This window comes from Pseudomonas sp. A-1, from assembly GCF_004801855.1.
Lineage (GTDB): Bacteria > Pseudomonadota > Gammaproteobacteria > Pseudomonadales > Pseudomonadaceae > Geopseudomonas.
On sequence record NZ_SSTC01000095.1, the window covers coordinates 1 to 14,400 of the forward strand.

Sequence of the window (14,400 nt, forward strand, 5' to 3'; positions counted from 1 at the left end):
CAGCTGGCGCGTTTTCCGGCCGACGGCGAGCTGCGCGTGCTGCTCGCCCGCGCCCAGCTGCAGGCCGGCGACAGCGCCGCGGCAGCGGCCACCCTGGCCGGACGGCTGCCGCCGCTGGCCGAGGACCCGGCCTACCACGCGCTGCTCGCCGCCACCTACCAGCAGACCGGCCAGTGGCGCGAAAGCGCGCGGCTGTACCGCAACCTGGTGCTGCTGCGCCCGGCGCAGGCGAGCTGGCAGCTGGGCCTGGGCATCGCCCTCGAACAGCTCGGCGAGCGCGCCGAGGCTGCCCGACACTACCGCCAGGCGCTGCAGGGGCAGGGCCTGGATGACGCCAGTCGACGCTACGCCCGCGAGCGGGTGCAGGTCCTGGGAGGAGATTCCTGATGGATGGTGGCGACAAGCGCCGGCGCAAGGTCCGCCTCGGCGACCTGCTGGTGCAGAACGGTCTGATCAGCGAGGGCCAGCTGCAGCTGGCGCTGGACGAGCAGAAGCGCAGCGGCGCCAAGCTCGGCCGCGCGGTGGTCGACATGGGCTTCATCAGCGAGCAGAAGCTGCTCGAGGCGCTGTCGCGCCAGCTCGACATTCCTTGGGTCGACCTGCGCCAGTTCCGCTTCAACGAGGCGCTGATCCAGCGCCTGCCCGAAGCCCTGGCGCGGCGCTTCCGCGCCATCCTGCTGGTGCAGGAGGGCGACTCCCTGCTGGTCGGCATGAGCGACCCGCTCGACCTGTTCGCCCTCGACGAGCTGACCCGCCTGCTCGGCCAGCCGGTCAGGCCGGCGGTGGTGCGCGAGGGCGACCTGGTCGACTGCCTCGACCGCTTCTACCGCCGCAGCGGCGAGATCGCCGAACTGGCCGGCCAGCTCGACGAGCGCCTGGAGGAGAGCGACTTCGACTTCAGCGGCCTGAGCCTGGACAACAGCGACGCGCCGGTGGTGCGCCTGCTGCAGATGCTGTTCGAGGACGCCGTGCAGATGAAGGCCTCGGACATCCACATCGAACCCGACGAGCAGGTGCTGCGCATCCGCCAGCGCATCGACGGCGTGCTCAACGAACAGCTGATCAAGGAAACCCGCATCGCCTCGGCGCTGGTCATGCGCCTGAAGATCATGGCCGGCCTGGACATCTCCGAGAAGCGCCTGCCGCAGGACGGCCGCTTCAACATCCGGGTGAGGAACCACAGCCTCGACGTGCGCGTCTCGACCATGCCGGTGCAGTTCGGCGAATCGGTGGTGCTGCGCCTGCTCGACCAGAGCGCCGGGGTGTTCCGCCTCGAGGGCACCGGCATGCCGGCCGAGATGCTGGCGCGCCTGCGCCTGCTGCTGCAGCGCCCGCACGGCCTGGTGCTGGTCACCGGCCCCACCGGCTCGGGCAAGACCACCACCCTGTACGCCGGGCTGTCCGAGCTGAACAGCCCGGAGAAGAAGATCATCACCGTCGAGGACCCGGTGGAATACCGCCTGCCGCGGGTCAACCAGGTGCAGGTCAACCCGAAGATCGAGCTGACCTTCGCCCGCGTGCTGCGCGCCGCCCTGCGCCAGGACCCGGACATCGTGCTGGTCGGCGAGATCCGCGACCAGGAAACCGCCGAGATCGCCCTGCGCGCCGCGCTCACCGGCCACCTGGTGCTGTCCACCCTGCACACCAACGACGCCCTGACCTCGCCGTTGCGCCTGATCGACATGGGCGCCGAGCCGTTCCTGGTGGCCAACGCCCTCAACGCCGTGGTCGCCCAGCGTCTGGTGCGCCGGGTCTGCGAGCACTGCCGCGTCGAGGAGGCGCCGGGCGAGCGCGAGCTGCGCTGGCTGGAGGTCATCCACGGCGCCCCGCTGGCCGGGCGGCGCTTCGTGCGCGGCAACGGCTGCCACCAGTGCCACAACACCGGCTATCTGGGGCGCATCGGCGTCTACGAACTGCTCGAGGTCGACGGCGCCATGGCCGCCGCCCTGCGCCGCCACGACCCGCAGGGCTTCATCGACGCCGCCCGCACCCAGCCGCACTACCGGCCGCTGGCCGCGAGCGCGCTGGACTATGCGCTGGCCGGGCTGACCAGCGTCGAGGAAGTGCTGCGGGTCAGCGCCAGCCTCAGTGACGGGCTGGTGGTCTGATGGCCAGCTTCCGCTTCAGCGGGCGCGACGCCCAGGGCCGCAAGATCGGCGGCGTCCGCCAGGCCGCCAGTGCCGAGGCGCTGGCCGGCGAGTTGCTGGCCGAGCGCATCACCCCGCTGAACATCGAGGCCGAAGCGCAGGCGTCCGCCGGCGGCGAGCAGGATGCCCTGCGCGCGCTGAACCGGCTGCTCGGCCGCGAACGGGTCGAGCTGGAGGAGCTAATCATCTTCTGCCGGCAGATGTACAGCCTGAGCAAGGCCGGCGTGCCGATCATCCGCGCCATCGGCGGGCTCGCCGAATCGACCCGCAACCCCTACTTCCACGAGATCCTGCAGGCCCTGCGTGGCGACCTGGAGGGGGGCAACGCCATGGCGGTGGCGCTGGGCAGCCACCCGAAGGTGTTCAACCCGCTGTTCGTCAGCATGATCAGCGTCGGCGAGAACACCGGCCAGCTCGACCAGGCTTTCCGCCAGTTGGCCGGCTACCTGGAGATGGAGCGCGAGACGCGCAAGCGCATCAAGCAGGCCACCCGCTATCCGCTGTTCGTGATGGTCGCCATGGGTGTGGCGCTGGCGGTGATCAACCTGCTGGTGATCCCGGCCTTCTCCAAGGTGTTCGCCCAGTTCCACGCCGAGCTGCCCTGGCCGACCCGCGTGCTGATCGGCTTCTCCGAATTCATGCAGCACTGGTGGTGGCTGCTGGCCATCGCCCTGGTCGGCGCGCTGGTCGGCTTCCGCCGCTGGACCGCCACCGAGGCCGGCGCGCTGGTCTGGGACCGCTACAAGCTGCGCCTGCCCATCGTCGGCGCCATCTTCGAGCGCATCGCCCTGGCGCGCTTCACCCGCACCTTCGCGATGATGTACCGCGCCGGCCTGCCGCTGCTGCAGACCCTGGCGATCAACAGCAACACCGTGGGCAACCGCCACATCGGCCGGGCGATCACCGCCATGCGCGGCGGGGTCGAGCGCGGCGAGGCGCTGACCCGCGGCGCCGCCGCCAGCGGGCTGTTCACCCCGCTGGTGCTGCAGATGATGGCGGTCGGCGAGGAAACCGGCGCGCTGGACGACCTGTTCGTCGAGGTCGCCGACTTCTACGAGCAGGAGGTGGACTACGACCTCAAGCGCCTGGCCGACGCCATCGAGCCGATCCTCATCGTCGCCATGGGCGTGATGGTGCTGATCCTCGCGCTGGGGGTGTTCCTGCCGATGTGGGAGCTGTCGGCGGCGGCCAAGGGCGTCCAGTGAGGCCGCTGCCGGCGCGGGATGCGCGGCTGCTGCTGGTGGCGCCGCTGCGCCGAGGCGGTCGATGGCTGCTGTCCTTGATGCTGGGCAGTGTGATCGTTATCTCCTTGTGGCATATTGCAGCCGACAGCGAGCGGGCAGCCACGAACACGACGGTGGCGCGCCTTGCGGCCAGCCTCAATGCACTGGCCGCCGAGAATATGGCGCAGGGCCGCCCGCTGGACGCGGGCCGGGCCGCGCCCAATCCGTTCACCCTGCTGCGCTGGCAGCAGGGCAACTACTGTGGCGAGCTGGCCGAGAGCCGGACGCCGCGCCGGGGCTGCTGGTACTTCCTGCCGCAGCAGGCCCGGGTGCTGTACCGCGCCCGCTTCGACGGCTGGCGCAGCGGCGGGAAGGAAGGCGTGCAGGTCTGGCAGTTGGTGCGTCTTCCACTGCAAACCATGGAAACCGCAAAGGCCGAGCGGCCGACCGCCGTGGAGCTGCGGGCGGTGGACTGGACTGACCCCGAGACAACGCCCGCAGGGCAAATGGAGATGGAAAGATGAAACAGCAGAAGGGTTTTACCCTGATCGAACTGGTGGTGGTTATCGTGATCCTCGGCGTGCTCGCCGCGGTGGCGCTGCCGCGCTTCATGAATGCGACCGAGGATGCGCACACCGCGGCGGTCAACGGCACCGGCGGCGCGCTGGCGGCCGGCGTGGCGCTGGTGCGTTCGCAGTGGGAGCTGAACCGGGTGAAGGGGATCGCCAACCCGAACAACAACGTGACCGGGTTTGGTGAAGGGATTATGGACGTTAACGCTACCGGCTGGCCGGTCGGCACCAACGTCGCCGTTGGTACCACCCTGGCTGCCCCTGACACCAATGCCCGTTGCATCCAGATCTGGGAGTCGGTGCTGCAGGGTTCGGCGCCTACGGTCGCTGCTGGCGCCACCGCTGACTACCAGGGAGCGGTCAATGCTGGTGTCGGCTGCACCTACACCTACCGCCTGGACGGCCGTACCGCAGGTCAGCGCACCATCGTCTATGACGCTACCACCGGCGTCGTGACCAGCAACGCCGACTGATTCGTTCTGCCTTCAACTTGAACACCCAACCGGGTAAGGAAGCAATCATGAAAAAACAGCAAAGTGGCTTCACCCTGATCGAGCTGATCATGGTCATCGTGGTACTGGGCATCCTGGCGGCGTTCGCGCTGCCGCGGTTTGCCAATCTGGGCCAGGATGCGCGCATCGCCACCCTCGACGGTGCGATTGGCACTGCTCGTTCGGCTTCGGCCATCGCTCACTCGGCCTGGCTGGCCAAAGGGAACGCGGCTACCTCTCCGTTGGATCTGGAGGGCACTCCTGTCGCCATGTCGAACGGCTATCCGACTATTGCGGGCATTGTGGCGGCCGCACAGCTGAGCGCAGAGTTCACTACTGCTGCCCCCGCAACCGCCACCACTCCGCCGTCGGTGATCATCCAGGTAGCCAATGCGCCGACCCCGGCCACTTGCTCCTTCGTATACCAGGAAGCGGCATCCAACGGTGCTCCGACCATTGACCCGGCCAAGCGTCTCGTCGCCGGCTGCTGATGCGAGACCCAATCGTGCCCGCGCTCCCGCGCGGGCACGATTCCCCACCTTTGACTGAAACGAACGGCTTCAAGAGCCGGCACGAAGCCGGCCGCTGTATCCAGACAAGGACGCTTTCATGCAAGCAAGGCAACAACAGGGCTTCACCCTGATCGAACTGATCATGGTGATCGTGGTGCTGGGTATCCTGGCGGCGTTCGCGTTGCCGCGCTTCGCCAATCTCGGGCAGGATGCGCGCATCGCCGCTGTGCAGGGCGCGGCTGGCTCGATCCGCTCTGCCTCGGCCATCGTCCATTCCAGCTGGCTGGCTCAGGGCGGAGTCAACAACGAGGTTACTCTGGAGGGTGCTACGGTGCTGATCTATGGAGGATATCCACAGGCGAGGGTGACCCTGCCGGGCGCGATCGGAATTGCCGGAGCAGCCGGTATCGATACCGGCAGCTATCAAATCGCCACCACTGCCACCACGGCGACCATCCGGCCGCTGGGTGTGGCGGCCGCGGCGAACTGCTACGTGAGCTACACCCAGGCAAATCTCACCGGTAGCGTGCCCCCTTCCATCAGCGTACAGACCAGCGGCTGCTGACGCTCCCCATGCACTCCCGCGGCTTCACCCTGGTCGAGCTGATCCTGATGATAGTGATCATCGGCATCCTCGCCGCCGTGGTGGGGCCGCGCTTCTTCCAGCGCTCGACCTTCGACGAGCGCCTCTACGCCGAGGAGGTCCGCGCCGGTCTGCGCCATGCGCAGAAGCTGGCGCTGGCCGGCGGCTGCCGCATCCGCTTCAGCCTGGATGCCACCGGCTACCGTGTGCTGCGCGATACCGACTGCGAGGGCAGCGGCACCACCTTCGTGCCCGTGCTCGACCCCGCGAGCGGCCAGACGCCCTATGCGGGTACGCCCCCGGCTGGCACGACGCTGTCCGCGCCGCTCACCGTCGACTTCGATGCTCTCGGCCGACCCAGTGCGGCGGCCAGCGTCACCCTCGGCGCCGGCCATGCCGTGCGCGTCGAGGCGGAAACCGGGTTCGTGCCGTGAAGCGCCAGTGCGGCATGACCCTGGTGGAGCTGGTGATCGCCATCGTCATCGTCGGCATCGCCGCGGCGGCCTTGTACAGCGCCATGGCCAGCATCGGTGGGCGCTCCGCCGACCCCATGCTGCGCCAGCAGAGCCTGGCCGTCGCCGAGGCCTATCTGGAGGAGATCCTCGCCCGGGACTTCCTCGATCCGGCCAGCCACGCGCAGTGCCCGGCGCCCCCGGTGGCACGTGCCGACTTCGACAACGTCTGCGACTACGCCGGTCTCGACGATGCGGGCGCCCACGGTGCCGATGGCGCCCCGATTGCCGGCCTGCAGGGCTACCGGGTCCGCGTCGCGGTCGCCCCGCAGGTCTTCAATGGCCTGAGCACTGCGGCGGCGCTGCAGGTAGTGGTGACGGTCGAGGCCCCGGACGGCCAGCAACTGACCCTGTCCGGCTGGCGCACCTGCTACGGCGAGCACGATGGTACGGGGGCTTACGCATGCGTACCCTGACCCGCAGCGCATTCGATGTGCAGCGTAGGGTGGGTAAGCGCGCAGCGTTACCCACCGGGGAGCGGCTGGAAAACGCTGCGCGGTTTTCCACGGGGTGGCCATCCCCCCTGCGTTTGCCTGCGGCCCACCAGCGCGGCTTCACCCTGGTGGAGCTGATCCTGGTGATCGTTCTTTCCGCCATCGTCACGGTGATGGTCAGCACAGTGCTGTCGCGTCCGCTGGAAGGCTTCGTCGCCCAGAGCCGGCGCGCCGAGCTGGTGGACATCGGCGCCACGGCGCTCAACCGCATGCAGCGCGACATCCGCATGGCGGTGCCCGGCTCGCTGCGCCTGAGCCCCGACGGCCAGGCGCTGGAGCTGCTGCTGATCCATAGTGCCGGCCGCTACCTGGCCAACCGTGCCGACGGCGTCAGCCTGAGCTTCGCCACCTCGCCTTCGGCGGATTGCCGGGGGCCGCTGGTGGCCGGCGTGCCGGCCTGCAACGTGCTGCAGGTGCTCGCCCCGGACTTCCAGCCGCCGGCCTCCGCCTGGCTGGTGGTCGCCAGCACGCCGTTCAGCTGGACGCCGAGCAACCCCGGCAATATCACCCCCACCGGGACCGTTTTCACCCGCCTGGCGGACTCGGTCGACTTTCCCGGCATCAGCCTGATCCGCGTCGCGCCGCCCGGCGGTTCCTTCGCCTTCGCCGCCGTCTCGACGCAGCGACGCATCTATTTCGCCGACCGGGTGGTCGGCTATCGCTGCATGGGTGACGGCCGCTTGCTGCGCTACGAGCACGACCAGTTGCAGGCCACGCTGCCCGCCGCCCTGCCGTCCACCGGCCGCCTGCAGGCCGACCGGGTGACCGGCTGCGACTTCCGCTTCGCCGACGGTCTGGCCAGCCTGCGTCTGGACATCGGCGCGGCGGGCGAGAGCATCCGTCTGGCTCAGCAGGTACAGGTGAGCAATGCGCCCTGAACGTGGATTCGCCCTGGTGGCGGCGCTGTTCGTGATGGTCGTCATCGCCGCGGTGGTGGCGACCATGAGTCGGCTGTCGGTCACCCAGAACACCAGCCTCGACCTTGCCGTGCAGCAGGCCCGTGCCTACCAGGCCGCTCGCGCCGGCCTGGAGTGGGGGTTGCACCAGTTGCTGCTGGAGAGCAACGTGGCGGGCGTCTGCCCGCAGGGCAGCGTGTCGATGGCCGGCAGCGGCCTCGCCGATTTCAGCGTGAACCTCGCCTGCATCAAGCTGCCCTGCACGACGGCCACCTGCGCGCAGAGCTACACGGAGGGCAGCCGCACCTTCAACCTGTACCGGCTGACCGCCACGGCCGGCAACGGCAGCCCGGACAGCCGGGTGGACTACGCCTGGCGGCGGCTGGAAGTGACGGTGGAGAAATGAGCATGAAGCGCGCGATATCCGGCTGGCTTTTTCTGCTGCTTTTACTTGCGGGACGTGCGCAGGCAGATACATACAACATCAGGCCTGGGCTTAATGATCAGCCTCCCTGTGTGGGAGGCTCCTGGACGCGCAATGGCAACATATATACCTGCAGCGGGCGTGTTGTCTTGGCTGATGACGATCGGATCAGGGCAAACTCGGATATAAGCCTCATAGCGTTGAATGGCTTCTTGCTGAACGGCAATAACTCGATAGGTACAAGTGATAATACGATTGCATTGATCTCGAACTATGGCGATATCACTGTGCTGGGGAGCGGAAATACCTTCAGCAGTTCGGTAACCTCGAGCAGCGGTGCCATCAACCTGGCGGGTTCCACCGTTGCCGGCGATGTGCAGAGTACCAGTGGTGCCATCGCGATTTCCGCCAGTAGTTCGATTGCCGGCAATGTAACGGGGGGGGGCTCAGGAAGCTTCAGCAACAGCAGCGTGGGGGGCGATACGCAGATCGGGGGTAGTTTGACTGCCAGTGGCTCGACCTTCAGCGGCAATCTGTCCACCGACTGGGGTACGGTCAACCTGACGGGCGGCAGCGTGGGCGGTAATCTTCTTGCCGGTGGCAACATCACCACCAATGGCTCTTCGGTGACCGGCAGCCTGACCAGTACCAATGGTTCGGTCAACTTGACCGGCGGAACCATCGGCGGCCTGGTGAGAAGCGGCTGCTGTGTGGTCGCCACCACCAACACGAACCTGCAGAATGGCGCACGCTCCGACTCCTCGGGGCTGTCGATCAGCGGTGGCTCGATCCAGGGTGACTTCTATTCGGCGGGTAATGCAGCCGTGTTCGCGTCGGTCACCATGACCTCGGGGACGGTGTCCGGAGCCAGTACGGTCACCTTTACCGAAAGCACATTGGGCAGCACCAGTGCTTCGGTGACTGTGACCTCGGTCAGCGGAGCCGTGACGCTCAACGATACGACGGCCTATGGCAGCTTCACTGCGCCGAGTTATTCGACCGTCTACGTCAACGGGAGCAGTCGCGTGACCGGGGTTTGCCTGCCCGGCTCGACACCGGCCAACGCCTGTCAGACCGTAACGACACCCACCTGTCTCGGCGACGACTTCAATCGCCTGGCCCTGGGTTCCAGCGACTGGGCGGTGACGAGCCGCAACGGCAGTTTCGGAGTGCCGAAGATCGTCGGCAACCGCCTGCGGCTCACCGACAACTCCGGCAATGTCGCCACAGGAGCCACCCTCCAGCGGCTGGTGCCCGCCTCGGCCAACTTCGTGCAGGTGGAGTTCAAGTACTACGCCTATGGCGGCAACGGCGCCGACGGGGTGGCAGTGACATTCTCCGATGCGACGCAGACACCGCAGCCGGGCGGCTACGGCGGCTCGCTGGGTTATGCCCAGAACGGCAGCATCAGCGGTTTTTCCGGCGGCTGGCTGGCCGTGGCGCTGGACGAGTACGGCAACTTCTCCAACCCGACCGAAGGGCGGGTTGGCGGGCCGGGCTTTCGTCAGGACTCGGTGTCGGTACGCGGTTCCGGCTCCGGCACGACGGGCTATCGTTATCTGGCGGGCACCGCGGCCAACCTCAGTCCGGGTATCGATATATCCGGAGGTACCGCGGGGCCGGGGCATACCTATCGCATCACGCTGGACAACACGGTTGCCGGCAAGGCCATGCTCAAGGTCGAGCGCAATACCGGAGCGGGCTTCACGACACTGGTTCCCTCGTTCGACGTGTTGGCCAGCAGCGGGCAGGCCGCTCTGCCGGCCAACTTCTATCTGACGTTCACGGGATCTACCGGCGGCTCGAACAATATCCACGAACTGGATGATCTGCAGGTGTGTGCGACCAGGATGGATCCGGTCGGCCAGCAGATCGATCACTACGAGTTCGTGCATGCCGGCAATGCGCTGACCTGCAATCCGCTGAGCGTCGAGGTGCGCGCCTGCCTGAATGCCGACTGCTCGCTGCGCCATACCGACCCGGTCAGCGTCACCCTGTCGCCGAGCGGCTGGGAGGGCGGCAGCAGCCGCACGTTCAGCGGCGGCACGCTGGTGGACAACCTGCGGGTCACCACGGCGCAGACGGTGACGCTGGGGGTGAGCAACTCCAGTCCGCCCCTGAAGGCACTGAGCCAGACGCTGTGCAAGGTCGGCGCGGCGCCGCTGTCGACCAACTGCAGCGTGGCTTTCGCCGACAGCGGCTTCATCTTCGACGTGCCGACCCTGCTGGCCAGGAAGGAGCAGACCGGCATCGCGCTGCAGGCGGTACGCAAGGACAACGCGACCCAGCGCTGCGTACCGGCTTTCGGCCCGGCCACCCGCACGCTGCAGTTCTCGAGCGGCCATGTCGATCCCGGCTCGGGCAGCATGCGGCCGTGGATCAACGACACGGAGATTCTGGCGTCACCGACTGCTCTGCCGCTCGTCTTCGACAACCAGGCCACGGCATGGCTGAAGGTGCGCTACGACGATGCCGGTCTGATGCAGCTGAATGCCCGCTTCGACGGCACGGGGCTGGAGAGCGGTCTGGTGATGACCGGCACCGACCAGTTCGTCAGCAAGCCCTACGGGCTTCATATATTCATTCCGAAGCAGGATAGTGCGTGCAGTGCAGCCACGGTGGATGATTGTGCGGCGCTGAGCGTGGAAGGGCAGCGGGTTGCGGCCGGCGACAACTTTCAGCTGAGCATCCGCGCGGTGGCCTGGCAGGCCGACGGCGAGGCGCTGACCGCCGCGGCGCTGAGCGACAACGAGGAAACGCCGAACTTCGAGCTGGCCAGCATCGGCCTGACTGGCACCCTGGTCGCGCCGACCCCAGCCGAGGGGGGCGTGGCAGGCTCCTTCTACCGGCACAATGCCGATGGCAGTCGAACAGTGCTCGCCAGCTACGATCATGTCCGGGGCGCCAGCACCGACCTGACGGTGAGCCAGGGCGAGGTCGGCATCTTCCAACTCACTGCAACGCCTGTGGCCGGCAGCTATCACGGGCAGACGGTCGGCGGCGGCACCAGCGCCCTGATCGGCCGCTTCACCCCGGCCTACCTCGGCGTGACCAGTTCGGCCAGCCTGGCCCCGGCCTGCGGTGCCTTCAGCTACCAGGGCCAGCTCATCGGCTTCGCCGGCGGCCAGCCGCAGATCGCGGTGACCGGCTTCAACCGCCAGGGCGCGGTGACCCGCAACTACGACCGCGGGGCGTTCTGGCGCCTGGCGCCGCCGCAGCGCCAGCCCTACAGCCTGATCGCGGCGGGCAGGCCAAATCTGGCCGCGCGGCTGCAGAGCCTGGGCGATGCGGAGTCGCTGGCTATCGTCGACAGTGGCGCGGCGGACGGCCGCCGCGCCTTCGACTGGCGGGCCGATGGTGTGCGCCCGGCCGATGCGCTGCGCTGGCAACTGCCGTCGCCGCCGTCGGACGAGGACCTGCCGTTGGTGCTGACCGCCGCGGGGGAACATGTCCGGCTCAGGATTGGGGCCAGCGAACTGACCGATCTCGACGGCACCTGCTACGGCAGCGGCGGGGCCTGCCAGGACTTCGAGCATGCCTTCGGCGGCACCGAGCTGCGCCTGGGCCGCCTGCGCCTCGACGCGGCCAGCGGCCCGCAGAACCAGGCGCTGGACCTGCCCTACTGGCTGGAGAGCTGGCAGAGCCAGGGCGGCAGCAGCGTCTGGGGCGAGACCCTGGGGGACACTTGTTCCACGCCGGCAGCGTTGGGGCAGGTGGTGCTGTCCGGCTTCAGCGGCGGCCTGCAGGCCAGCGATTTCCCGACGCCTCCCGGCAGTCTGGAGGCGCCGCCGGTTGCCACGCCGACGCCGAGCGGAGTGGTTCGCCTGCCGGCGCCCAACAAGTCGGGCAGCGTGCTGGCGACGCTGTCCGGTCTGAACGGCGCCTCGCCGGCGCTGCCCTGGCTGTGGTTCGACTGGAACGGCGACGGCACGCCGGAGGCGGCCTCGGCACGGGCGACCTTCGGCGTGCAGGCCGTGCAGCGTGCGCTGATCTTCCGTCGTGAGCTCTATCGTCAGTAGCCGAGCGGCACGCTTTTGGTGCGAAGGGCACAACGGTCGTGCGTCAGGGCGGGTTCTGGCGTCAATCCGACACCCGGGGCGCTGCCGCCAGGCCGGCGGGCGACCGGGAGAAACCGCCCTGCAGGTGCAAAAAAGCCCCGGATCGCGCTGCGATCCGGGGCTTCGTGCATAAAAGGGGGAATCCCCGGCCTGCCTGTACCGTGGTCCCCGAAACTGGACACCTTACCTGATGCAGGTGGCGTGCCAATTTCGGGGGAATGCCTCTCAGGCGGCTGCGCGCTCCGGCATCCGGGTGAGCAGCAGGGCCAGCAGGCAGCCGACGCCGGTGGCGCCGACAATCAGGCTCATCGGCAGCGGGCTGCCATCGTGCAGGGCGCTGACCAGGGCGCTGCAGGCGGTGCCGAGGCCGAACTGGCCCGCCACGGCCAGGCCGGCGGCGGCGCCGGCCTGCTTCGGGAAGCGCGCCAGCAGGCTGGCCACGCTGTTGGCGCCGAGCAGGCCGGTGACGCTGACGTAGAGCAGCAGGCAGGCGACGATGGCGGTCAGGCCGCCGATGCCGCTGGCGCCGAGGATCGCCAGGCCCAGGCCGGAGAGGGCGGCGATGCTGGCGCCGAACACCAGCATGCGCTGCGGGCCGAGGCGGCCGACCAGGCGCGCGTTGAGCAGGGTGAAGACGATGATGCCGCCGACGTTCAGGCTGAACAGCCAGCCGTAGTGCTGCGGCGATACGCCGAAGTACTGGATGTAGACGAACGGCGAGGCGGTGATGAAAGCGAACATGCCGCCGAACGACAGGCCCATGCACAGGATGTAGCCGAGCGCCTGCGGCTGCAGGGCGATGTGGCCGTAGGCGCGGAAGGCGGCGGCGAGCGAGGTGCCGCGCCTGTCGGCCGGGTGGGTCTCGGGAATCTTCCAGGCCACGGCCAGCAGGCACAGCCCGGCGAAGACCATCAGCACCACGAACAGCGAGCGCCAGCCGGCGATCAGGATCAGGTAGCCGCCGATCAGTGGGGCGATCAGGGTGGCGAACATGGTCACCAGGTGCATCAGCGACAGCACCCGGGCGGCGTCCTTGAGCGGGAACAGGTCGCGCACGATGGTGCGCGCCAGCACCGAGGCGCCGGCGCCGCCGAGCGCCTGCAGCACGCGCCAGAACACCAGCTGTTCGGCCTCGGCGGCGAGGGTGCAGCCGAGGCTGGCCAGCACGTACAGGGCGATGCCGCCGAGCAGCAGCCTGCGCCGGCCGAAGCGGTCGGACAGCGGGCCGTAGAGCAGCATGCCGGCGCACAGGCCGGCGAGGAACACGCTGATGGTCAGCTGGATCTGCGCCTCGGGTGCGCCGAGATCCGCGGCGATCAGCGGCAGACTCGGCAGGTACATGTCGATCGACAGCGGGCCGAAGGCCACCAGCGCGGCCAGCAGGACGATCAGGCGTTGGGGGTTGGCGACGGCGACCATGCAATCTCCAGTAAGTCGCGAGGGGGAAATGAACAAGGCCGCCCGGAGGCGGCCTTGGGGGTACAGCTTACAGACTGAGCAGGCACAGGGTGATGGCGGGGAACAGCGCCAGCAGGATGATGCGCAGGATGTCCGAGGCGAGGAAGGGGATCACGCCCTTGGCGGTCTCGGTCAGCGGCACGTCGCCGGCGGCGCGCTGGACGATGAACAGGTTCATCCCCAAGGGTGGCGTCACCAGGCCGATCTCCACCACCATCAGGGCGAGGATACCGAACCAGATCGACTTCTCGGTGGCGTCCAGGCCGAAGAAGTCCAGGCCCATGATCACCGGGTAGAAGATCGGGATGGTCAGCAGGATCATCGCCAGCGAGTCCATCACGCAGCCGAGCAGCAGGTAGAGGACGAGGATCGCCGCCAGTACCAGCATCGGCGCCAGGCCGCTGTTCTTCACCCACTCGGCCAGCTCGTTGGGCATTTGGGTCAGCGCCAGGCCCGAGTTGAGCAGGTCGGCGCCGAGCAGCACGAGGAAGATCATCGCGGTGGTCTCGGCAGTGCCGAGCAGGCTGGTGCGGATGCCTTCCCAGCGCATGCCGCCCTGGATCACGGCGAGGATGCCGCAGGCCGCGGCGCCGATCGAGGCTGCCTCGGTGGGGTTGGCCCAGCCGCCGTAGATGCCGACGATCACCACCAGGAACACGCCAACCACCGGCAGCACGCTGACGAAGGCCTTGGCGCGCTCGCTGGCCGGCGCCTTGGGGATGCTGTCGGCGGTGTCGCTGTCGCGGGCGACCATGATGCGCAGCACGATCATGTAGCCGATCACCGCGATGATGCCGGGGATCACCGCCGCGACGAACAGCTTGGCGATGGACTCCTGGGTCAGTACGGCGTAGATGATCAGCGGCACCGACGGCGGGATGAGGATGCCCAGGGTACCGCCGCAGGCCACGGTGGCGGTTGCCAGGCGACCCGAGTAGTGGTGACGGCGCAGTTCGGGCAGGGCCACGTGGCTCATGGTCGCCGCGGTGGCCAGCGAGGAGCCGCAGATGGCGCCGAAGCCGGCGCAGGC

Annotated in this window: 14 protein-coding genes; 12 read left to right on the forward strand and 2 right to left on the reverse strand. The window is 68.4% G+C overall.

The features are described 5' to 3' along the window. The 12 genes from E5198_RS17605 to E5198_RS17660 form a co-directional block, all read left to right on the forward strand. Positions 1 to 387, forward strand: a 387-nt coding sequence (locus E5198_RS17605; RefSeq protein ID WP_136491259.1) for a tetratricopeptide repeat protein, incomplete at its 5' end; no start/stop codon positions are given. Then, positions 387 to 2,108, forward strand: a complete 1,722-nt coding sequence (locus tag E5198_RS17610; protein ID WP_136491260.1) for a GspE/PulE family protein — start codon at positions 387 to 389, stop codon at positions 2,106 to 2,108. The genes E5198_RS17605 and E5198_RS17610, both read left to right, overlap by 1 nt. After that, on the forward strand, positions 2,108 to 3,352 hold the full coding sequence (locus tag E5198_RS17615) for a type II secretion system F family protein (RefSeq protein WP_136491261.1): 1,245 nt from the start codon (positions 2,108 to 2,110) through the stop codon (positions 3,350 to 3,352). The genes E5198_RS17610 and E5198_RS17615 overlap by 1 nt, the downstream gene beginning before the upstream one ends. Further along, on the forward strand, positions 3,349 to 3,894 hold the full coding sequence (locus tag E5198_RS17620) for a hypothetical protein (RefSeq protein WP_136491262.1): 546 nt from the start codon (positions 3,349 to 3,351) through the stop codon (positions 3,892 to 3,894). Before E5198_RS17615 ends, E5198_RS17620 begins: the two co-directional genes overlap by 4 nt. Next, positions 3,891 to 4,415 carry a prepilin-type N-terminal cleavage/methylation domain-containing protein gene (locus tag E5198_RS22230; protein ID WP_136491263.1) on the forward strand — a complete coding sequence of 175 codons (525 nt, stop codon included), beginning with the start codon at positions 3,891 to 3,893 and terminating at the stop codon, positions 4,413 to 4,415. Before E5198_RS17620 ends, E5198_RS22230 begins: the two co-directional genes overlap by 4 nt. Positions 4,416 to 4,462: 47 nt before the next feature. Further along, the gene (locus E5198_RS22235) at positions 4,463 to 4,924 is read left to right on the forward strand and encodes a type II secretion system protein (protein WP_136491264.1); all 462 of its coding nucleotides are present in this window, start codon (positions 4,463 to 4,465) and stop codon (positions 4,922 to 4,924) included. Between the two features lie 118 nt (positions 4,925 to 5,042). After that, positions 5,043 to 5,510: a type II secretion system protein gene (locus tag E5198_RS22240; protein ID WP_136491265.1), complete on the forward strand. Its 468-nt coding sequence runs from the start codon at positions 5,043 to 5,045 to the stop codon at positions 5,508 to 5,510. Positions 5,511 to 5,518: 8 nt separating this feature from the next. Next, positions 5,519 to 5,962: a GspH/FimT family protein gene (locus tag E5198_RS17640; RefSeq protein ID WP_136491266.1), complete on the forward strand. Its 444-nt coding sequence runs from the start codon at positions 5,519 to 5,521 to the stop codon at positions 5,960 to 5,962. After that, on the forward strand, positions 5,959 to 6,456 hold the full coding sequence (locus E5198_RS17645) for a prepilin-type N-terminal cleavage/methylation domain-containing protein (protein ID WP_256659182.1): 498 nt from the start codon (positions 5,959 to 5,961) through the stop codon (positions 6,454 to 6,456). Before E5198_RS17640 ends, E5198_RS17645 begins: the two co-directional genes overlap by 4 nt. A 113-nt stretch (positions 6,457 to 6,569) precedes the next feature. Continuing rightward, positions 6,570 to 7,412 (forward strand): PilW family protein, encoded by an 843-nt coding sequence (locus E5198_RS17650; RefSeq protein ID WP_256659183.1) that lies wholly within the window; start codon positions 6,570 to 6,572, stop codon positions 7,410 to 7,412. After that, the gene (locus E5198_RS17655) at positions 7,402 to 7,836 is read left to right on the forward strand and encodes a hypothetical protein (protein ID WP_136491268.1); all 435 of its coding nucleotides are present in this window, start codon (positions 7,402 to 7,404) and stop codon (positions 7,834 to 7,836) included. Before E5198_RS17650 ends, E5198_RS17655 begins: the two co-directional genes overlap by 11 nt. Next, positions 7,833 to 11,873: a DUF6701 domain-containing protein gene (locus E5198_RS17660; protein ID WP_136491269.1), complete on the forward strand. Its 4,041-nt coding sequence runs from the start codon at positions 7,833 to 7,835 to the stop codon at positions 11,871 to 11,873. Before E5198_RS17655 ends, E5198_RS17660 begins: the two co-directional genes overlap by 4 nt. A gap of 264 nt (positions 11,874 to 12,137) precedes the next feature. Here the strand turns inward: E5198_RS17660 and E5198_RS17665 are convergent, their stop codons facing one another. Together E5198_RS17665 and E5198_RS17670 are read right to left on the reverse strand one after the other, a co-directional pair. Next, a complete protein-coding gene (locus E5198_RS17665; protein ID WP_136491270.1) occupies positions 12,138 to 13,331 on the reverse strand; it encodes a Bcr/CflA family multidrug efflux MFS transporter in 1,194 nt (397 codons plus the stop codon). A gap of 67 nt (positions 13,332 to 13,398) precedes the next feature. Then, positions 13,399 to 14,400: TRAP transporter large permease (locus E5198_RS17670; protein WP_136491271.1), on the reverse strand; the 1,002-nt coding region annotated here is incomplete at its 5' end.

Bases quoted from the DNA above. Each gene is read 5' to 3' on its own strand.
- E5198_RS17610 (WP_136491260.1), top strand. From the start codon at position 387: ATGGATGGTGGCGACAAGCGCCGGCGCAAGGTCCGCCTCGGCGACCTG.
- E5198_RS17615 (WP_136491261.1), top strand. From the start codon at position 2,108: ATGGCCAGCTTCCGCTTCAGCGGGCGCGACGCCCAGGGCCGCAAGATC.
- E5198_RS22230 (WP_136491263.1), top strand. From the start codon at position 3,891: ATGAAACAGCAGAAGGGTTTTACCCTGATCGAACTGGTGGTGGTTATC.
- E5198_RS22235 (WP_136491264.1), top strand. From the start codon at position 4,463: ATGAAAAAACAGCAAAGTGGCTTCACCCTGATCGAGCTGATCATGGTC.
- E5198_RS22240 (WP_136491265.1), top strand. From the start codon at position 5,043: ATGCAAGCAAGGCAACAACAGGGCTTCACCCTGATCGAACTGATCATG.
- E5198_RS17640 (WP_136491266.1), top strand. From the start codon at position 5,519: ATGCACTCCCGCGGCTTCACCCTGGTCGAGCTGATCCTGATGATAGTG.
- E5198_RS17655 (WP_136491268.1), top strand. From the start codon at position 7,402: ATGCGCCCTGAACGTGGATTCGCCCTGGTGGCGGCGCTGTTCGTGATG.
- E5198_RS17660 (WP_136491269.1), top strand. From the start codon at position 7,833: ATGAGCATGAAGCGCGCGATATCCGGCTGGCTTTTTCTGCTGCTTTTA.
- E5198_RS17665 (WP_136491270.1), bottom strand. From the start codon at position 13,331: ATGGTCGCCGTCGCCAACCCCCAACGCCTGATCGTCCTGCTGGCCGCG.